This is a genomic window from Bacterioplanes sanyensis (assembly GCF_002237535.1).
GTDB classification, from domain to species: Bacteria; Pseudomonadota; Gammaproteobacteria; order Pseudomonadales; family Oceanobacteraceae; genus Bacterioplanes; species Bacterioplanes sanyensis_A.
The window spans coordinates 2,526,814-2,547,630 of the sequence record NZ_CP022530.1 but is presented as its reverse complement, the minus strand read 5'-3'; the positions used below and the strand labels follow the sequence as shown (position 1 = coordinate 2,547,630).

15 protein-coding genes and 2 tRNA genes are annotated in these 20,817 nt (G+C 53.6%); 3 read left to right on the top strand and 14 right to left on the bottom strand.

Annotation, left to right across the window (positions count from 1 at the left end):
* Positions 1-9: 9 nt before the first annotated feature.
* The gene (locus CHH28_RS11840; protein WP_094060506.1) at positions 10-378 is read right to left on the bottom strand and encodes a response regulator; all 369 of its coding nucleotides are present in this window, start codon (positions 376-378) and stop codon (positions 10-12) included.
* Between the two features lie 10 nt (positions 379-388).
* Entirely contained in the window at positions 389-1,549 is a 1,161-nt protein-coding gene (locus CHH28_RS20410; protein ID WP_094060505.1) for a methyl-accepting chemotaxis protein, read from the bottom strand.
* A gap of 438 nt (positions 1,550-1,987) precedes the next feature.
* Between CHH28_RS20410 and CHH28_RS11830 the strand changes: the two genes are divergently transcribed.
* Positions 1,988-2,767, top strand: coding sequence for a cyanophycinase (locus CHH28_RS11830; RefSeq protein ID WP_094060504.1), 780 nt, complete (start codon positions 1,988-1,990; stop codon positions 2,765-2,767).
* Positions 2,768-2,813: 46 nt separating this feature from the next.
* Here the strand turns inward: CHH28_RS11830 and recD are convergent, their stop codons facing one another.
* The 5 genes from recD to CHH28_RS11805 all read right to left on the bottom strand — a co-directional run bounded on the left by recD (position 2,814) and on the right by CHH28_RS11805 (position 12,800).
* Positions 2,814-5,156, bottom strand: coding sequence for an exodeoxyribonuclease V subunit alpha (gene recD / locus CHH28_RS11825; protein WP_199243893.1), 2,343 nt, complete (start codon positions 5,154-5,156; stop codon positions 2,814-2,816).
* Positions 5,153-8,821 (bottom strand): exodeoxyribonuclease V subunit beta, encoded by a 3,669-nt coding sequence (gene recB, locus CHH28_RS11820; protein ID WP_094060502.1) that lies wholly within the window; start codon positions 8,819-8,821, stop codon positions 5,153-5,155. The genes recD and recB overlap by 4 nt, the downstream gene beginning before the upstream one ends.
* Positions 8,808-12,398, bottom strand: coding sequence for an exodeoxyribonuclease V subunit gamma (gene recC, locus CHH28_RS11815; protein WP_094060501.1), 3,591 nt, complete (start codon positions 12,396-12,398; stop codon positions 8,808-8,810). Before recC ends, recB begins: the two co-directional genes overlap by 14 nt.
* A gap of 201 nt (positions 12,399-12,599) precedes the next feature.
* Positions 12,600-12,676 (bottom strand) — tRNA-Met (locus CHH28_RS11810).
* A 47-nt stretch (positions 12,677-12,723) separates the two neighbouring features.
* Positions 12,724-12,800 (bottom strand) — tRNA-Met (locus CHH28_RS11805).
* A 302-nt stretch (positions 12,801-13,102) separates the two neighbouring features.
* Between CHH28_RS11805 and CHH28_RS11800 the strand changes: the two genes are divergently transcribed.
* On the top strand, positions 13,103-14,152 hold the full coding sequence (locus tag CHH28_RS11800) for an AraC family transcriptional regulator (RefSeq protein ID WP_094060500.1): 1,050 nt from the start codon (positions 13,103-13,105) through the stop codon (positions 14,150-14,152).
* A 12-nt stretch (positions 14,153-14,164) separates the two neighbouring features.
* On the opposite strand, the gene CHH28_RS11795 is transcribed toward CHH28_RS11800, so the two are convergent.
* From CHH28_RS11795 to CHH28_RS11770, 6 genes are all read right to left on the bottom strand, one after another.
* The gene (locus CHH28_RS11795; RefSeq protein ID WP_094060499.1) at positions 14,165-14,620 is read right to left on the bottom strand and encodes a hypothetical protein; all 456 of its coding nucleotides are present in this window, start codon (positions 14,618-14,620) and stop codon (positions 14,165-14,167) included.
* Positions 14,621-14,668: 48 nt separating this feature from the next.
* Positions 14,669-15,346, bottom strand: coding sequence for a class I SAM-dependent methyltransferase (locus CHH28_RS11790; protein WP_094060498.1), 678 nt, complete (start codon positions 15,344-15,346; stop codon positions 14,669-14,671).
* The gene (locus CHH28_RS11785; RefSeq protein WP_094060497.1) at positions 15,337-16,395 is read right to left on the bottom strand and encodes a murein transglycosylase domain-containing protein; all 1,059 of its coding nucleotides are present in this window, start codon (positions 16,393-16,395) and stop codon (positions 15,337-15,339) included. Before CHH28_RS11785 ends, CHH28_RS11790 begins: the two co-directional genes overlap by 10 nt.
* A 136-nt stretch (positions 16,396-16,531) precedes the next feature.
* Positions 16,532-17,869 (bottom strand): DUF1329 domain-containing protein, encoded by a 1,338-nt coding sequence (locus CHH28_RS11780; RefSeq protein WP_233243618.1) that lies wholly within the window; start codon positions 17,867-17,869, stop codon positions 16,532-16,534.
* A gap of 199 nt (positions 17,870-18,068) precedes the next feature.
* The gene (locus CHH28_RS11775) at positions 18,069-18,674 is read right to left on the bottom strand and encodes a Yip1 family protein (RefSeq protein WP_094060495.1); all 606 of its coding nucleotides are present in this window, start codon (positions 18,672-18,674) and stop codon (positions 18,069-18,071) included.
* Between the two features lie 127 nt (positions 18,675-18,801).
* Positions 18,802-19,572, bottom strand: a complete 771-nt coding sequence (locus CHH28_RS11770) for a TatD family hydrolase (protein WP_094060494.1) — start codon at positions 19,570-19,572, stop codon at positions 18,802-18,804.
* A 117-nt stretch (positions 19,573-19,689) separates the two neighbouring features.
* Here CHH28_RS11770 and CHH28_RS11765 point away from each other — a divergent pair, with 117 nt between their 5' ends.
* Positions 19,690-20,073: a hypothetical protein gene (locus CHH28_RS11765; protein WP_094060493.1), complete on the top strand. Its 384-nt coding sequence runs from the start codon at positions 19,690-19,692 to the stop codon at positions 20,071-20,073.
* Here CHH28_RS11765 and CHH28_RS11760 read toward each other — a convergent pair.
* On the bottom strand, positions 20,059-20,796 hold the full coding sequence (locus CHH28_RS11760; RefSeq protein ID WP_094060492.1) for a ParA family protein: 738 nt from the start codon (positions 20,794-20,796) through the stop codon (positions 20,059-20,061). The two genes, CHH28_RS11765 and CHH28_RS11760, sit on opposite strands and share 15 nt — an antisense overlap.
* Positions 20,797-20,817: the final 21 nt, after the last annotated feature.

The following is a 20,817-nucleotide window of genomic DNA, read 5'->3' as shown; positions in this document are numbered from 1 at the left end:
GCCGCCACCTCAGGGAAGAATCAATTTTGACACCGCATCCAACATTTGCGGCGGCTGAAACGGCTTCACTACCCAGGCTTTGGCTCCAGCCGCCTTGCCTTCCGCCATTTTGTCCTTGCCCGCTTCCGTGGTCAGCATAATCACCGGGGTAAACTTGTATCTTGGATTTTTCTTTAACTCTTTTACCAGCGAGATACCGTCCATATTGGGCATATTGACGTCACTGATCATCAAATGAATTTTTTCGCCGGTTAACTTGCTCAGCGCATCTTTACCATCGGACGCTTCTATCACGTTGTAGCCAGCGCCATTTAGCGCTATGCGTACAACCTGTCGAATAGACGCCGAGTCATCCACTACCATGATGGTTTTAGACATAAATATCGCCTCAGAAGAAATTCACAGAGCCACCTGCGGCGGCCTCTTCAACCTTTTTTTCACCATGGTGGTGATGCTGCTCCACCGTGGTGTACTGCGTTCTCATCCGCTCTAACACATGCTCACTGTGTACCGTGGGCAAACTTCCATGTTGGTCATAGTCTTGCGTGGCTTGGCGTACTTCCTGCTCCAGCTCATCCATACTTGACGTCACTTGATCGAGGATTTGACTCACACGATCCTGAAATTGCAGCTCTGTTATTACCTGCTCGATTTCTCTGCGCACCTGCTCATTAATAGCCAATAAAGATGCACCACGATCCACCAAGTTTTGTGCTTGCTGCTCGAGACTGGCGACCAAATCATTAATAAAACTTTCACTTTCTCGCAGCGTTTGATCTTCACGCTCCTGAGTTTCACGCGCGCTGTCGGTGATTTCACTCATGCTTTTTTTCAGCACCGATATTTTGCTGGCAATTTGATCGCCGGCCTCGCCAGATTGTTGCGACAGGCTGCGTACTTCAGTCGCGACCACCGCAAATCCGCGGCCATTGTCGCCAGCACGAGCCGCCTCGATGGCAGCATTTAACGCCAGCATGTTGGTTTGATCGGCAATACTCGCGACTGAACTGGCCATCAAATCCAGATCGTTGGCAAAACCTTCTAACATTGAGATTTTCTCGAACATCTCATCCGACGTGTCTTCATAACTGCGTAGCTGTTCAAACAAGCGATGCAGCTGCTGCTTATCGCGCTCCAACGAGTCACTGCTGTGACTGTCGCCGCTGTAATTGTTTTGCTCTTCCATAATCAGCGTCACTAGGTGACTGAAACGAGCCGACAGCGCTTCGATAGATTCGTTACCTAACTGACGACATCCGTCTATGTGGCGGCGCCAAACGGGCGTCACATCCGTCCACAGGGTTGATAGCTGGCGAGCAAATTGATCGCCGACGAGGTGTTGTTTCTGCTCGTGTTGCTGCTGTGAGGCGTGCTCCTGCAACTCGGCTTGCTGGCGTTGCTGCGCCTGCCAAGCAAAGAGAGCCAGCAGCGCTGCAGCCAGCACGGCCACCGTCACGGCCAACGTGGCACCAACAATTGAAAACGCCACGGCAGTGACTGCGGTGGCGACAATGGGGTACATCCAGATGTAGCGTCTCAACAACAGCATGACGTCAGTGTCTCTTGGCGGTTCGAATCAGGATGCCACACGCACCAAAACCGGCCGGTGGCTCACTCCTTTTCTTCTTGAGAGACTAGACAGTGACAGAAATAGGCGACTAAATCGCAAGGCGGGAATTCATAAAATGGTATGAGTGCAAATAGCCAATACCAGTAACCAACTCTGGCCTAGAGACTGAATCCTTGTCCACCTCAGAGGTTGCCGAGGTAACTACTGGTCAACAGCTCGCTATTGGCCGTCACTCCTGCAGTTGCACCTGCAGCATCAGGCTAACTGCGCTCCAGATGACCGTGTATCCAGCCGACATAACTACGCAATTATGCGTAGAACTTACATCGCACTGACTTGATTATCAGACACGGCTTAGTTTAGGGTCTGCCGCCCGGCTGCTTATTACAACAATCAAAACAACACAGAGAACACACAATGACCTCTTTTCTGTTACACCTGTTTTTAGTCGGCGGTGGTTGGGATACCGACGCTCGCACTGATGTCTACCAACGATTTTTTGCTGCGGCTCAGCAAGATGGTAAGCGTCGCATCGTTTCCATTCATGTCGCCGAAGAAGACGACTCAGAAGAAGATCGACAGGCGCAGGTAGAACGCTCACGCGATGTCTTTTTAGAGTTGGGTGCCAGCAATGATGAACTGGTATCACTAACTCTGACTGCTGGCGAAACCCTGACTGCAACGAAACTGGCGGAGTTGGCACCGACGGCCGTGTTTGTCTGGGGTGGCCTGACTCCCCTGTATCAAGAAGTGCTTACTGCCGACCAAAGCTGGGTACAATATCTGAAAGATAACAACGTGGTGTACGGCGGCTTTTCTGCAGGCATCGTGATTGCAGCCGAACAGGCAGTAGTTGGCGGCTGGCAAATGCCGGTAAGCAAGCGTCAGGTGGCCATCCTTGATGCCGACCTAGCGGAAGGTCTGGATGCATTAGACGTTCGCCCAGGACTGGGACTGGTGCCCTTTTCATTAGATGTGCACGCCAGCCAATGGGGCACGGTAACCCGCTTGATGCACGCTGTAGAACAACAGCATGTTCCTAGCCCAGGCTGGGCAGTGGACGAAAACACCATACTGGAAGTCAGCAAAGATGGACAGCTGTCTGTGTGGGGTGCAGGACAAGCCTACCGTGTCAGCCGCACAGCGGCAGGCCAATTACAGATCGCTATTTTCCGTCAAGGCGATGTGATCCAATAACGCTGGAAAATGTCCAATAGAAGCTGAAATATTGGATAACTCTGCGTCACGCGCCCTCTCCTTGTGAGCCAGGGCGCGGTTTCAACTCATTGCTCGTTGCGTCAATCGCTTCTTTCAACCATCGCTTCTTCCAACAATTGCTTTTGTCATCTACCACTTGTTGCTGCTCAAGACCCTCGCGCAATCCGGACACACGAGTAACCGCTTGCTGAGCGATATCAGGCAATAGCGCCTCATTTGGGGTTAAAAAACTAAACCAGTTTTTTGCTCGGGTAATACCTGTGTACAGCAGTTCTTTGGTGAGTACCGGACTCATGCGATCCGGCAAAACTAAGCAAGTATGGTTAAACTCCGAGCCTTGCGACTTGTGCACCGTCATGGCGAACACCGTTTCTAATTGCTGCAACCGGCTGGGCGACACCCAACGTACGCGCTGGCTTTGACCAGCGCTCCGTTGTGCAACGTCTTCATTTACTGCTGTTTCTTTTGCCGCTGTTTCTTTCGCAGCTGTTTCTTTCGCTGATCTGTCCTGCGCCGCAGGAAAAGCCACCCGCAACACCCATTCAATTCCACCATCGGGTGTGCGCCCCAGCGGAACACGTAAGGTAATGCCAATATCGCCGTTCATCAGCCCAAGGTTATAGTCGTTTGCCGTGACCAACACGGGGCGTCCTGGATACCAGCCATCGCTGCGCTCAATCAAATTACTTTGCCGCAACTGCTCCGCCACCAGTTGATTGACTCCCTCTACGCCCCAAGGGCCTTGGCGCACCGCACACAAAATCTGAAATTCAGAAAATGCCTCCAATACCCCAGCAGCCCATTGTTGCCAAAGCGGCTCAGCGCATTTTTCTGTCAGCGAACAGTCCTTTATCTGCTGCAAATAATGGCGATAGCCACAGGGTGGTGGTAGCGGCTGGTCATGCAATACCCGCCCGCGGCCTACATTGGCAAACCGAGCGGCGCTGCCATCCACCGCGTGCAGAGCCAGCTGCTGCAGCGCAGCGTCACTGTTCTCCGTATGCAGCCAGCAAACGTCGGCGAAATCAGAGTTGCGACAGGCTGTGAGCAATGGCTCTGTCAGCGCCCGCTCATTCACTGCTTGGGCCAACTCACGAATGCCACTGTCTTGCTGAAAGCGATAACTCACGCGCAACATGGCTACAACTTGGTCCAATGCACGGCCGGAATCATCCCGCAGCGATGCTGGTACCGGTTGCTGACACACCTGCTGTAGCCAGCTGGCTGTCTCGTGGGTGTAATGCCCTTCGGTGGCGCGGGCACACAGCTCTCCCAATACCGCGCCGGCGTCCACCGACGCCAGCTGATCTTTGTCACCCAATAAAATCAGCTGCGCTGTGTCTGGCAATGCGTCCAGCAGAGCCGCCATCAAGTCCACATCCACCATGGAGGCCTCATCAACCACCAAAATATCCAACGGCAAAGGATGCCCACTGTGGTGGCGAAAATGGCGGCTATTAGGTCGGCTGCCTAACAAACGATGTACGGTGGTGACCTGCGTCGGGATGTCGTTCCTCGCAGGTGGGCCCGGCAATAATGACAACGGCAATTTACCGACCGCGGCAGCAATGGATTCATTCAGCCGGGCAGCGGCTTTGCCCGTTGGTGCCGCTAGGCGAATGCGATAAGGCTGACCGCGATGCACCGCTGCCAACGCCTGCAAAGCCGCTAACAATTTGACCACGGTGGTGGTTTTGCCAGTCCCCGGCCCGCCAGTGATCACCGCAAAGCGGCTGCGAGCCGCCAATGCGCACGCCAGTTTTTGATAGTCCGTCGCCGAGTGAAATTCAAATAACTGCGCTAGGGCCTGCGACAAGGTCACCGCCTGCTCACTGTCTGCACTGAGCAGTTCCGCCCGAGCCGACAATCGTGCAGCGATATTGGCAGCGATAGTTTGCTCATAGCGCCATAAACGGCGCAGATATAAGCGCTGCCCTTGCAACACCAAAGGTGTCACTTCGCTGCCATCACTGACCGCGACCGAGCGCTGCAACGCCTCTAAACAATCGTTTAATGACAGATGCGCCAACGCATGTTGCGGCAGTGTTTGTGTCTCAAGAGTTTGCCAACTGCGTTCTTCATCAGGCGACAACGCCAACGCCTGGCGCGAGTCATTCACCAAGGCCGCCAAATCGATGCATACATGCCCGCGCCCGACCTGATAAGACGTGAGCGCTGCCAATAACAACACCAAAGGCTCGACGCCGCGCCCCTGTTCTTTTTCCAGCTCAACAATTAACTGCGCAAAGCTGCAATCCAATGGCCTCAGCCACTGTGCCTGCTGCCACGCAGAGAGCAGCTCGGCTACGTCCGATTCACTCAGTGGCTCACTTTGATCAAAACTGAAGGATAATTGCGAGTCGCTCACAGCTCGCTCCCGCTCAATTTCTCTGGTACCAGAGGCACACCGGCAAATAATTGATCCAGAGATTCAATCAGCGATTGCTCAGGTTTGTGTGCAAACACACCATGGCCAGGCGCTTGTACACCACGCAAGAAAAAATACACGGCTCCCCCCATATGGCGCTGATAATCGTAGTCGGGCAAGCGCACTTTTAATAATCGATGCAACGCCAACACGTACAAGACAAACTGCAAGTCGTAACGTTTATTGAGAATCATATTGGCCATATTGACCAGGTTATAATCTAGGTCTTGCTCTCCGAGCACATTCGATTTGTAATCCAGCACATAAAAACGCTGCTGATGCTCAAACACCAAATCAATAAACCCTTTGACCATACCGTTCAGCTGACCGGCCTTTATTTGTGGCCGATCAGCGCTCTGCAAGGTATGCGCAGACACAGATTGATCCAGAGCTGACAAAGACACCGAACTGCTTTCGAACCAAAATTCCATTTCCGCCTGATAGCCATTGAGCTGCGCCAGACTGACGCTACCATCCCCTATTGGCAACGGCTGTGTGAGTAACAGCGTAATCCAGCGCTGCAAATCAGATTCCCACACCTGCCAACCGCGACTCTGACAACGCTTCTGTAATTGCTGCTGCAGCGCCGCTGGGTCGGCCACAACGTTGGCAAATCCCTGGGTGGCACACCACTCTAAAATGTCATGCAAAAATGTGCCGGCTTCGGCCCCCCGTGGGAACTGATGCCAACGCGCTTGAACCTTAGGTTGTTCGGGTGCGTCCACAACTTGGTCATATTCATCGGTTAAATTCTGGCCGTAAGCATCCTCAAACTCCAATGCAAATACCGTGTTATGGCCAGCTCTGGCGGTGTACTCCAAAGCGGAATAACTGGATATCCACCAGTTTTCTTTTACCGTACGCTGCGCGACTCTGGCTGGCCCTAACGCCATTTCAGCCGCGGGTTGATAAACCGTCGCCTCTTCCTGCGGCATCGGCAACACCTGCAGCGATGACTGCTGGGCGCATAGGTCGGCCAAACCTTGAGCCAAATCCGCTGGCGCCAATAAATAGCCCAATGCACTGTGTCGCCAGTCTTTGACCTCTGCAGCGCCGACCCAAGTAGCAAAACGTGCACGCGTTAAAGCCACATACAATTTGCGCACATCTTCTGCCAACCGCTCTTGATCCGCTTGCTGGGCAATTTCAGCGGATGGGTCCAGCACTGTCTTTAACTGCCCATCGTCGTCATGGTACTGCAGCATATTGGCCTGTTGCGTGAGCGGCCGGGCGCTGGTGGCGAATGGCAAAAATACCAATGGGTATTCCAGTCCTTTCGATTTATGCACCGTCACCACTTTGACCAAACCCGCATCACTTTCCAGCCGCAAAGTGCGATGCTCCTGTTCGCTGTTAGCATCATTTAATAGTTGACGAAAATGGCGCAGCAAAGCATGCTCACCTTCCAGCTGTTGACTGTCTTGTTGCAGCAGCTCCGCCAGATGCAGAATATCCGTAAGCCGACGCTCACCATCGTCTTGCGCCAGCAGTCGGGCGGGCACATCAAACTCCATCAAAAAGTGGCGCAGCATAGGTAAGACACCTTGGCGTTGCCACAGCTGCTGATAGTGAATAAACGTCTCAATGATGCGCTCAAGTTCAGATTCATCACTGAGCAAAGCATCGAGCTGCTGCCAACTGCGAGCCAATGTTGGCGTCGCTAACGCAGCGCGCAAGTAAGACAATACTCGCGGCTCAGCACACGCGCGCAGCCAAGTGAGTAATTCAAAAGCTTCACTGCAATGCAGCACGGAATCACGGTCGGATAAATACACACTTTTTACACCACGATCACTCAGTGCCGATCGAATACTGTGTGCTTCGATGCGATTATTAACCAGCACCGCGATGTCCTGAGGCTGTAGCGGTGTGACATCGTCACCACTTCGAAACCCAGCTTTATGTTGCTGCCCAAGTTGTAATAACCGGGCAATTTCATTGGCGCAGCTGTCCGCCATCTGTTGCTGACTAACACCTTTCGCCAACTCTTTGCCATCGTCCGATGCTTGCAGCCAGAACGTTAGCTGTGCAGCCGGTTGCTCATCACACCACCATTGTTGCGGGCGACCATGTGCTTTCACTGCGGTAAAAGGCAGACCCTCACGATCGACCAAAAATGCACCTTCGGGGCGATGCTGTTCGGCGTATTCAAATACCGTATTGACGGCATCCACCATGCCGGCCGCCGAGCGATAATTGGTTGCCAGGGTGTAGGTTGTTTGCTCGGCCGAACGTCGCGCTTGCAAGTAGGTATAAATATCCGCACCGCGAAACCCATAAATGGCTTGCTTAGGATCGCCGATCATCAATAAACAGTTTGTGTTTTGATGCTCTGCGTCGTACACCGTATCAAAAATTCGATATTGCACCGGGTCCGTGTCTTGAAACTCATCGATTAAAGCCACCGGAAATTGCCGTCGAATCGTAGCCGCTAAGGCGCTGCCCCGCCCTCCTTGTAAAGCGTCGTCCAGACGGGTGAGCAAATCGTCAAAGCTCATTTGCGCATGCTGGCATTTTTCAAACTCCAACCGCTGGCTGATCCAGCTGCAGGCGTGCGCCAGCATGGCTGCTTTGGCCGTTGGCATCTGTGCGGCTAATGCCTGCAGTTCAGCGATGGCATTAAAGGCCGGATGCTGCGGCGCCTCGCCCTCTCCTTTAAGAATTTTTTCCAACCCTTGCGGGGTTTGATTGGTTAGCCCGGCTTTTTCCAATCCCGCTGGCAACAATTGCGCAGATTCAACCCACTCCAATAACGCAGGCCAGCTTTTGAGCATGGCGTTGCGGCTGGCCCCATGCAGGCGCTTATCGTCTTTTAACTGCGCCAGCAATTCTTCAACCTCGGTCTGCCATTGTTGCCATGGATATGCCTTTAATGCCTGCACCGCTTGCTGACGCTGCTCCGTGACATCGGCAATTATGTCTTGTAAATCGCTCTGCAATTCACGTTCAGGCGTTGGCTGCTGCAATTTCCCCAATAACGGGCGCACCGCAGACATTAGCGCTTCTGGCTGCGACCAAAGCGACAGCACTTCATCGATCAGAGGCAATGGCAGCGGATAAACAAAAGTACGCCAATAATCTTGCGCCGCTTGCAGCAATAGCTCGCTTTGGTCTGTTTCTAAACTCAGGCGAAATAAGCTACCGCTATCAAAGGCGTGCTCGCTGAGCATGCGATGACACCATGAGTGAATGGTGGATACCGCCGCTTCATCCATCCACTCTGCCGCCAGCAGCAGTTTTTTTCGACACTCTGGCCATGTCTGTGGATCGGCAAAGCTGTGATCGCGCAACTGAAACAGCATGTCGGTATCGGCCGTCGGCTCTAGTGCTTGCTCACTAAACACGCTGGCTGCTTGCATCAAACGTGCTCGAATACGATCACGCAGCTCTTTGGTCGCGGCTTCGGTGAAAGTCACTACCAAAATATTCGGCGGCAATACACCGGCACTTTGCTGCTCGGGCACAGCGCCGTGCCCAAGCACCAAGCGCACGTATAAAAATGCGATGGTAAAGGTCTTACCCGTGCCGGCACTGGCTTCAATGAGGGCACGGCCATTGAGCGCGAGGGTCAGCGGATCAAGTTCGTGACGATCAGTGCTGATCATTTACCTGTCCTATTTCTGGCACTAACTCAGGGGGATTTTCACTGGCAAAATTTGGTGCTGAAATCTCTACACCTTGCTCGGCTTGCCACAATGGCAAATACACAGCCTGCAGCAGGGCGTAAAATTCTTGGTCCAACAAGGGAATATCGGCGCCACGCAAATACCCGGGGTCTCGCTCCAGCGCCAGCTCATACACCGCCAGCGCTTCTTTATCTGCCCGCTCGCCATCGCCTTGATAGCGCTTACTTTGATAAAAGCTGCCGATCCAGGCAAAGGCAGCGTCGCAATGCAACGATAGTGGTCGCGTCATGCCGAGCTGCCAACTATGTACAATCGCGGTTAAACACGCATGCGCAGTTGCCCGAGGCAATTGCGGAAAGGTAAATTCTCGCCCTTCTTCTTTCGCCAAAATTTGGCTCACAAACGGCTCGGTCGTTAATTGCCCAGCAAGGTGTACCAACCAATACGGGATTAGATTGCGATAGCGCACTTTACGCTGCGCGCCTGAACCGCTGAGCAAACTGCTGTTGGCAATGATTAGCCGGCAGCGTTCTCCATGTTGATTCAGTCGAATGTGCGTTAGCCAATCAGCCACCTCAAGCGATGCTAGCGGCTGGGCCTGTACGGAATTTTCTGACGCCAACGTCACTCCAGGAAAGACTTGATGAAAAGCTCTCACCGTGTCCTCCATGCACCAATGCTGCTTAGCGCCATGATAGCGCTCGAATAGATCGGGCAATCGCTGAGCGATGGTTTGCTGCAACACCTGCTCAGTAACGCCCATGCCCACATCACCGCGCAGCACCAGACGCTGTAAATGCTGCTGCAGTGCTTGCTCAAACTCCTGCTGCGAATCGGCGGGAGTAATCACCTGCTCGATGATTTCCTGGTCCAAACGCCACCGCGTTAAGCCGTCCAAGGCAAAATTTTCCACCTCCGACATGGGCTGTTCGACGCTGGCAAACTGCACCTGTAAACGACGCTGATAAAATGTTTCCACCGGATATTTTAAAAACTGCGCCAACTCTGCCAGGGTCAGCGGTTCTGACGGTGGCTGATATACCAGCTGCGACGATGCATCGTTTTCGACCCCCGTGTGCGCTTGTCGCCATTCAGTTTCGTACGTAAACCAAGAGGTAAATGACGTCGCTTCTGGCGAGTTGTCCTTGGTTGGAAAATACTGGCGACTGAAGGGCTGCAATGGGTGCTGCTGAGTCAGACCGTCTGTGACACGGCCATCTTCCGCTTGCCATACTGTATCCACATAATCCTGCAGTTGTGACACCAACACCGATGGCGGGCGCTCACTGTCGTCACGAATACTGCGCCCCACCCAACTGATGTAGAGTGCATCGCGCGCCGACAGCAGCGCTTCTAAAAAAAGATAGCGATCGTCCTCGCGCCGCGAGCGATCCCCTGGGCGATAATCCGTAGCCATTAAATCAAAGTCTACCGGATGGTGACTGCGCGGATAGTCGCCGTCGTTCATACCCAGCAAACAGACGTGACGGAAAGGAATGGCGCGCATTGGCATCAGTGTCGCAAAGTTTACTTTGCCTGCTAAAAAACGTTGATTTAAACCGCCTTCGTCCAAGCCATCCAACAGTACGTCTTTGACAATATTTAATGGCAACAGCTGCTGGGGTATATCCGCCGCCTCACAGTCCTCGCGCCATTGCTCTAACTGGCGGCGAAAACGATTTAATAACACTAGGTCATCACCATCAGACTGATCAAAAAAACGGTCCAATAGATCGGCCAACAGTGCTTGCCATTGCTGATATGTTTTTTCGGTTTGCAGCGCCTGCCACAACCATTCCAATTGCTGCACAAACGCATATAAACGCCCTGCCAAACTGGCCTGTAACCCCGCCACTTCGGTGTAAGGCTCAACATCCATCCAGGCAGCGTCGTCGCCTAAGCCATATCCCATTAACATGCGCCGCAGCCCAGCTTGCCAGGTGTTGCGCTGCAGTTGTGGCGGTAAATCCAAGCTTTCACGCTGACGGCTGTGCAAGCCCCAGCGAATATTGCTCCCTTCTACCCACTGGCGTGCTAACGGCACCTCATCTTCGTCAATGCCGAATCTGGCTCTAAGCGCTGGCACTTCCAACAAGCTCAAAATGTCGCTGCTGGAAAAGCGATGTGTGGGCAAAGACAACAAGGTTTCCAGCGCGATTAACAGTGGCTGCTGGTGGCGCTGCCCTTGATCGGAAATGGTGAAGGGTATAAATCGCTTATCGCTGCTGAGATGGCGCCCAAACACCGCCTGAATATGCGGTGTATACACATTAATATCCGGCACCATCACCATCACATCACGCGGCCGAAGAGTCGGGTCAGCGTTAAAAGCCGCCAGCAACTGGTCATGCAATATTTCCACTTCACGCTGCGGGCTGTGGGCACTGTGAAAAACCAACGAGCGATCATCTTGATGGTCGAACACACGATTTTGCTGTTGAATTTCGCTCAATGGGCGTAAATGCAAAATGTCGTTCTGAATGTCATGTAATAAACGAGATATTTCTGCATCGCCATGGTCGGAGAAAATATCGATTTTCTGTTCTGGCGTTGATAGCCCGGAGGAATATTCAGAAGGATCGTCAAACTCATCCAACAAGCGAATGTAGTCCCGCCCCTGCTTTCCCCAGGCCGCCAACAATGGGGGCGCATGCTGATGCACAACTTCTGCGCTCATGCCCGACAACACAGGATGCTGCTTACCACGCTGGCGCTGCACTTGAAACAGATCCCGGTCGCTGATGATGTCAGACCAAAAATACTGACACGGGTTGTGCACACACAGCACCACCTGACTAAAACGGCTTAATACGGACAAAGCCTCCAGCGCCTGGCGCGGCAGCGACGACACCCCAAACACAATGATGCGCTTTGGCAACTGTGCGTCGTTGGCGGGCGCTGCCAAGGTTTGGCCTTGCTGCATAAAACTGGTGTGAATGTGCGCTCGGCTGCTGCGCTCTCCACCGACGTCTTGCAGCAAGCTGCGCCACAGTTGCGGCTGCCAGCACATCTCCTCAGGCAAGGCACGCACCTCGGCACGTGCAGTAACCAACACATCGTTACCGGCTTCCCATTGCGCCAACCAATCTGCTCGAAAGACTTGGTACTGGTCAAATAAGTCGGCTATTTTTTCTGCCAGCTGGAAGCGGCGGACGTCGGTGTCTTCGGCACTGAGAAAACGCGCTAACGGTGCAAAACTCGGCCGCTGCTCAATTTGCTGTGGCAACAAACGATACAGCCGCCAAATCATACGACGCTTATCAAACGGCGACTGTTCCGGCACCTCTCCAGCCGGCAACACCGCCCGGTAGGCTTGCCAGATAAAACGCGCTGGAAATAAGAAGTCCATGCCCGCAGCGATGCCGAGACCATCGCCCTGTTGCTCCGCCAGCGCCAGCTTTAGCCACTGGGCAATGCCGTTACTTTGAACCAGAAAAGTCTCATTTTGCAGCGGCGCCAACGGATGATGGCGACACAAATGCACCACCGCACGGCGCAAGTCTTCAAGATGATTGGCATGGATGGCGTAAAAACCAGTAGCAGGGCGATTGGACATTGAAAGCTAAAGCCGCGTTCGAACAAAGCCGTATCATAAACCCGCTGCCGCCAGAGCAACATGCCTGCACTGACATTGAAGCTGACTGCCAAGTCGGGCATGAAAACTGGACGACAAGGTTAGGCCCAACAGCGCGGCATAAATGCAAACGCCAGAAACGAAAAAGCCCGCTTGTAAGCGGGCTTTTAGAATTCGTAAAAATGGTTGCGGGGGCCGGATTTGAACCGACGACCTTCGGGTTATGAGCCCGACGAGCTACCAGGCTGCTCCACCCCGCGTCATTTTTTTGCTTCTGAACCACACCACAAATCGAGCAGAAATTTGTTGGTTGCGGGGGCCGGATTTGAACCGACGACCTTCGGGTTATGAGCCCGACGAGCTACCAGGCTGCTCCACCCCGCGTCAGAGGTTGCGCATATTAGGGATACCGCCTTCTTCTGTCAACACTAATTGTTTGTTTTTTTTAGATTTTTTAAATCGAACGACTGTTAGTGGCAGAAACTGGCGGTAAAAAAGTCGGCGACATGGGTAGCCGACGCCGTGCCTGTGGTGATACGTTATTGTCATTGGGTCATTTAGGCCGCCTGTTGCAAGCTCGTGAAACGCTTTGTCTCACAATAGCGACAGGCACCCAAAGCCAAGACCGAGCAGTGTCGCCAAGACGGCACTAACAATAACAACAACAAACATGTAGAAGCAGCACTATGAGTCCACATCCAACGTCATCCATGACGACGGCGGTGCTCAAACCGCTATTTGATGCGCTTGAGAACCGCGGGCTGTCCTGCAGTGAGTTACTCCGCAGTATTGATATCAATGCCGACTCGGTGCTTGATCCCGGACAGCGCATCCCCATTCACCAATTCGATCGCCTGTTAGAGAATCTGTGCAAATGGCTGGATGACTCCTCCATCGGCATGCAGATAGGCCGTCACTTGGATATTCGCAGTTTCAGTTTATTGGGCTTCTTGCTCAGCAACTGCCAGACCGCACGCGAAGCTCTGACCATCCTCCGGCGTTATTACTCGCTGATCAGCGACTCGCGTGCACCGGATATCTTTACTGGCCACGAGACCATCAAGGTTGTGTTTTATGTCTCTCCTGGCAGCAGTACCGGCAATGCGGCGCGGGCGGAACTGATTGCTAGCGGCGTGCATACCTTAGGGCGAGCTTTGGGCGGCAAATACTATCGCCTGACTGGCGTCGGTTTTGCGGCTCACGAACCGGCACATCAGCAACAGCTGCAGGATTTCTTTGGCTTGCCAGTGCAGTACGAACAATCGCAAAACTGGATCAGCTTTAGCAGCCGCCATATTGACAGCCCTCTCTATTATGGCAACCCGGCGTTGTTCAATGAGCTGCGCGAGCAAGCCGATTTGGCGTTAATGCAATTCAGCCAATATCGCAGCTTTAGCCGGCGTGTGCTGTACATTCTGCATCAATGGCCAGAAAACTTGCCGATGACCAAGGACGCCGTCGCCGACTTGCTCAGCACCAGCAGCCGCACGCTGACCCGCCGCCTGCAAGAAGAAGACTGCCAGTTCTCGACCTTGGTTAAAGATGTGCGCTTAAAGAAAGCCAAACAAGCACTGGAGGCCAGCAGTACAGACGTGCAGCAATTGGCGATGGAACTTGGTTTTTCGGATCGACGTGGGTTCGAGCGGGCATTTAAGCAATGGACGGGAGAAACGCCGGCAGCGTATCGACGCCGCCAGCAAAGCCAGCCACCAGAGCGTATTCTGGTCGCCAGCTAATCATCAGAGGCGCTACCAGTCGTTGACCGATAGCGCCGCTCTGACCGTGCGGATTTTTTCCGTTTCTTCCAGCTGCACTAAATTTTCAAACAGCTGTCGTGATGCCTCGCTGGTGGCCTCACTGACCATGTGGCGATAGAGCGTGATCAGGTAGTCATCGATTTTCAGAGCGATCTCGACCAGCTCCTCCACCGTCATGTCCGGGTGGCATTCCCGGCAGCTGCTAATAGCCTCGCTGATAGAGCCCGGCTCAAACTGATGCCATTCGTCCAACACCCGCTTGGCTGTGCTTTCGCTGGTGCTGGTCATGGTTTTTGCCAGCGCATCTTCATGCTCGGCCAGCAACTTCAGCATCATATCCACGCGTTCGCGTTGGGTCTGATCGCGCAGCTGTTGATACAAATTGCGCGCGTGCTCATGCAACGTACGACTGTAATCCAACACATCCTTAACCGTGGCGTAACTCATTTGGCCATATCCTCAAGCAGTGAACACCTTCAGTTTAGCCGCAATCCCCTAGCCGTCATTGATCTGACGCTGATAGATGCATACTTCCACGCGCTCATCGAAGTCACCAATCGCTGGCAGCGTGGCATGCACACTGTGAGCAATCTGCTGCAAAGCTGGCAAATGGCCGCGTTGCTTCACAATATCGCTGGTTTCTGCCAACAGCCATGCAGGGACCTGCGACAACCAGCAGCTTAAATCGCCATTGCTGCTGATGTCGTACAACACGTCCGCCGCCAATACCATATCAAGGTCGTCAGGGCAGGTGCGCAAATCTGCCACCGTGGTGACCGATACCCGATTCAGCTCCGCGTTAAGCGATACCGCCTGCAGCGCCAAAGGATCAAGATCGACCGCAACCACGTTAGCACCGGCTTGTGCAGCAGCGATGCCAGCGATTCCCGAACCACAACCAAAATCGAGCACGTTTTTGCCCGCGACCGCTTGCGGATGCTCGCTAATAAACCGCGCCAATGCCTGCCCACCCGCCCAGGCAAACGCCCAGTACGGCAAGTTCTGCCACCACTGTTGAATACTGCGACTGTCCAGCAGCAGTTGCGTATCCTCAAGCTGCAACAGCGCCAGTTGCAGCCGAGCATCTGGAATTGGCGAGACTGCCAAAGAGGCGCCAGGCAAACAAAGGCTCGCCTGCAGCTCTGCGGCAATGGCCGATGACATTATTTCCATGCACTGTACTTCTGTTGCTTTTGCGTCACTTTCTGCAGATATCGACGCGTTTCCGCCGCAGGGTGATGGCGCACGATGGTGTTGTAGACCTGCTGGTCGGACATGGCGTTGATCCTGGCAATCGCTCGCTTGCGACTGCTAGCAAAGGTTTTAAACAAATTGCCCGCACCGCCGTTGTAGGAGGCGATCATGCTGTACTGACGCTTGCGCCAGCCACGAATATCCTTCAGATAAATATCCCGCAAGATGGATAAGTAAGCGGCGCCAACATCGATATTATTGGCCGGGTTGAACAAATAACGTCGGCTCGGCATACCGCTGCGTCGGTACACTCGCTCGAATACATCACGCCCGGCGGTTTTGCGCATAATCTGCATCAGTCCGTAGGCCCTAACCGGCGACACCGCCATCGGGTTAAAGCTGCTTTCCGTTTCCATAATCGCCAGCATCAAGGCCGATGAAACCTGGTATTTTTGCGCCGCAGCTTGCACCAGTGGCCAGTATTGGCGGGCACCGGCGTGCAAGTAATTGCTCACCATCGGGATGTCGACCCAATAACGTCCCTGGCCGCGTTTGAGCGCCCGTTGCATTAACTCATCGGCAAAGCGATTGGCCCGCCATGGAAAGAGAATATCCTTACCGTCATAGTCCGTTACCCGGCCGGCTAGAAACGGTTTGCCGGTTAGGCCCATGTCGGTGGCAGTGTATAAATCGACTTGATTCGGGTCTGCTGGTGTCAGCAAGGTAGCAACAATCGCTTGGCGCAGCGCTTGAACAGGCTGCTCGCCGCCACGCTGTTCGATGCGGATTCGCCCGGCAGCAAAATCGATCATCACTCGGGTGTGATAATTATCGAGATACTTCACCATGCGGTAGCGATCTGAGGCGGCAAAATCCTCACCCCAGACCTGATCGGCCTGCTCTGAAAAGAACAAGTATTCCAGGATGACCGCCTGAACGTCTTCGTCCAACTGCTCGAAATTTTCCGGCAGTTCGGCAGCCCTCAAACAGCTCCCGATCAACAGCATGCCAATACACAGCCAGCGCACGACGACTCCTAATCACAGACAAAATGGCCGCCAGTATGCACGCAGGCGGCCTTTCGGCCCAATACCTTTGGGTTAACCTGACGAGAGGAAAGTAGCGACAAAGGCCACAACAACAGTGACCTTTGCCAAACTGGCTTTAACGGCGCGCTTCGCGGCGCACAGAGCTGGTGGAGAAATCTCGCGGAGTTAAACGCTCGCTGAAGTTCGCCGTTGCGCCACGTTCGTTGTCCAGGCCTTCGGCATAATAACGGCCGGACTGCAGGTCGTAGGTGACTTCCAGCGTTGGGTACACCATGGGGACGTCGTAAAAGTTGATGGTGTGGGATTCAGTCACTTGCCACAGGTTGCCCTCACTGTCGTACTCCTCGGCGTAGAGAATTGACCAGGAGTCCTCATCGACATAGTAGCGACGCTTGGCGTAGCGATGACGGTAGCCAACGCGTAAATTGGCTTCAACCACCCATACTCGATGGGCTTCGTAACGCAGCAGTTCAGGGTTGAGGTGACGCTCTGCCAGAATGTTATCGAGGGTCAGATCTCCCTGGTGTACCCGATAAGCATTGTAGGGAACGTAGAGCTCTTGCTTGCCGACCAGCGTCCAATCGTAGAAATCCGGTGCGCCATTAAACATGTCCACCTGATCGATGGTGCGAATGGAGTTGGTGTTGACGTCTGCCGTGTCGTAGGACAAATCCGGTGTGCGGCGCAAACGGCGCTGGCCCGGCACATAGATCCAAGACTTTCTGGGCGAGCGGACTTGGTCGAGCGTCTCATGCACTAAGGTGATGCGACCGGCCATCTGAGCAGGAGACAAGGTTTTGCGTTTAAGAAAGAAGATTTTGTTGTCCAGATCCTCTGGCTCTAAACCCACCTCACTGTAGCGGATGTAGTACTGGTAATCGCGCAGCACATCCATGCGCTCGCCGCCACTGGTTACCGAGGTGGCGACGGCCTCAAAGCGCATGGCATGGCCGCGAAACCGCAGGGTGTGATTCCACAGCACCTCAAGGCCAGATTGGGGCATCGGAAACGGTGATGTCATCACAGCATTGCGCACCCCAGAGCCGTATTCCAACAGCTCTGCTTTGTTGGCATTGTCTTTCAGCGCTTGATAAACGTAATCGGGATAGGACGCACTACGCCGAGTTGGATAGACGTCTAAATAAAAGTCCGGAAAGCGCTCTAGCAAGGCAATTTGACCGGGTGATAGACGATCTTTGTGCTGTTGCCAATTTTCGCCAGTAATACGAAATTTGGCCCTATCGGTGGCGAACGGGTTGGTATGAAAATCTCCAGGAGAATGATCCAGATCCTTCGCCAAACCGCCGCGCCATGCGGGAATGTCGCTACCATTACCCAACATTTCGGCGCCCACCGGGGTGAGATCTTTGCCCAATCGCTCCGCATCCACCGGGTCCACATCGGCGCCCGCACTGGCACTAAAACCAGCCAAACCACAAACTACTGCTATCAACCATGCACGCATTTATTGTTATCACTCGTGTGATCAAAAAAGGTGAGAAAGGCTAAGTGTTGGTGAAAGTTTGAGCAACCACCGATTACAAATAGCTACACTGTGTATTTCCGTATCCTCATAAAACAAACTGTTTTATTGACTCTGCAAAAACAAAAATACCGCGCCTAGCGCGGTATTTAGTCCAATGAAAACGCTGTTAGCCAACGAACGCGGGTGCGATTCCCATGCCCCACAGAATCACCGTAATCGCCATGCATCCAACCAAGGCACACAGCCCGACGGTCAAAATTGAGCTGGCAAAAATGAAGCCGCGTTCTGGTGGTATGTCCATAAAAATGGGAATACCGCTGTACAGCAGATAAATGCTGTAGCTTGCCGCAGCCAGCACCACCAGCACGTCCAGCCAGAGAATCGGCACCAAGCCGATAAAGCCGGACAAAAACATCGGCGTTGCGGTATAAATAGTGAAGATCAGACAGCGCTCAAAGCTGGCACTGGCACCAAAGGTGCGCTCCATCCACAAGGTACAGTAAGCAACAAAGGCCACCCCCACCAGCAAAGCAAAATAGAAGGCTACCGCCATGGGTATGGCACTGCTCATCGACAGCTTCACCACATCGCCACCGGCAATGCTCCAGCCCATTTGTGTTGTGCCAATCAATAACGACACGGGTGGTATCAGTGCCAGAAACAATAAATTCCTCACAAACACAGAAGCGATGGAGCCAGGGCGCTCACGCTTGATGAGATTCCATTCGTCCCTTGGGTGGTACAGCAGACCGAACATGTGGTTTGTGAACATGGTTGAGCTCCTTCGCATAGACCTGCTTCCAGACTATGCATGGGACGGGCAAAGCTCCAAGCAACAAATGTTTGATGTGACTAGCTTGTATAAAAAACGAACTGCTAATCTTTAACCGGTATAAAGATTAGGGCTTTAAAAACAGACGACTGAAAAGTTGCTCATTTTGAGCAGCAATCTGGGCCAATGACTGGCGTTTCACGTGCGCCAGCACTTGTGCAATCAACGGAATGGCTGCCGGGCTATTGGGCCCCTGCCAAAACGCTGGGGTCATGTCGGGAGCATCGGTCTCCAACAACCAGGCATCACTCGGTAAGGAAGTCACGGTACGGCGCAAGCGCGACGCACGCGGGTGTGTGATCGCTCCGCCCAAGCCCAACTTCAGACCGCGATCCAAATAGGCTTTGGCCTGCTGCACACTGCCAGAAAACGCATGCACCAAACCTCCTTCAGTAAATTGGCGCTGCCGCAGTCGCTGTGCGACTTGATCATGTGCTTTGCGTACATGCAGCACCACCGGCAGTTTGAGCTGTTGCGCCAGCGCCAACTGGGAATCAAACAATGACCACTGTTGCTTCTTGGCCTCCTCGCTATCAGCAATGACATAGTCCAAACCAAATTCACCGATAGCGGTGCAGTCAGGCTGGCGGGCGACATCGGCTAGCTCATCCAGGTGCGACCATTGATGCTCATGCGCAAAATATGGGTGCAATCCCGCACACCAATACCAGCGGTGATCACGACACAGGTCCGGCAGTACTCGGCTCTGGCGCAAAGTAACACCCGGAATCAGCAAGGTGGACACCCCCAGCGTCTGACACCACTGCCAGTGACGCTCACGCTGCTGGTCAAATACCGGAAAATCAAAATGACAATGGGCGTCGGTCCACTGCAGCATAACTTTGTACCAATTCAGGTTATTTCGTCAGGCCAGCTTGCCAGCGTGCTCATCAGACGTTAATACTTACGCCGTTCCGGCCAGTACTCAAGCCGACATGTGTTGGGAGCACGCGTTATGAATCTCACTTTGGACGAGCTACGTGACGTCATTGTCAGACCGACATTGCAGCAACTCAACTGCCATAACTGCGCCAGTGAAAACCTGCTGGTGGCGTTAGCGTTGCGCCATCAACGCCACGGCGACCATGAAAAATATCCCGGTTTGTACCCGATCGACGCAGCCCTGCACTTGCGTTTGTGGGACCACTGTTTGGCGTTTGAGCCGGACTTGGCCAGTCGCATTCGTGGCCTGGCATCACAGCGAGAGTTTTTGAACAACCCGCACCCAGAGTTGATGATCAATTTGCGCTACGCCACGGCCATTGCTTGGGCGGCGTTTTTGGTGTTTCCAACGCAGCTTAAGCAGCGCCATAAGGAGCTGTCGTCAGCGCAGGTTTAACCGCGGTTTGACTTGTTTCCACAGAGCGCGATAACTGCGCGCCAACGGCACTTGCGGCCTAGCGATCACAATCGGTTGACGCAATTCCAGCATTTTTTCTGCGCTCGCAGAGTGGGTAATAAACGTCGGTAGTAACTCATCGCACTGCGGCGCTTGCTCGCGCGCCCAGCGTACTTGTGCTTTTTTGCGTTTGTCCAACATGGTGACAAATGGCAACCATTGCTTGCCTTTTACCCAGTCCAATTGCTCACGCATCTGTTGGTAGGCATGCAGTGAAATACCGGATGGCTGCACGGGAACCAGTAATCGATCCACCGAGCGCAGCACTCCTTCCATTTGTGGTGTTAAGGCCGGCGGGCAGTCGATCAAGACCAAGGCAAACTTTTCTGACAACATGCTGAGCGCCTGGCTCATGCGCTGGCGAGCGTCGGTCTTGTTTTCCAACGTTTGCTGAAACTTGCGCAGTGATAAATCCGCGGCAATCAGGCTTAGATGACGCCAGCGGGTGGGCTGAATAAAGGACCCAAGGGGATGATCGCCGCTCCAGAACTTATTCTGTTTGTGCTCGGCCTGCTCTCCCAGCGCCCAGGTCGCACCGCCCTGGGGGTCCAGATCCCACACCAAGGTGGGGATCTGTTCGGCCGCTGCCAATGCTGCGATGTTCACCGTCGTCGTGGTTTTACCCACACCACCCTTAAGCTGAAAGACGGCTACCGCCCGCATTGATGCCTCCTGCTTTGCGCA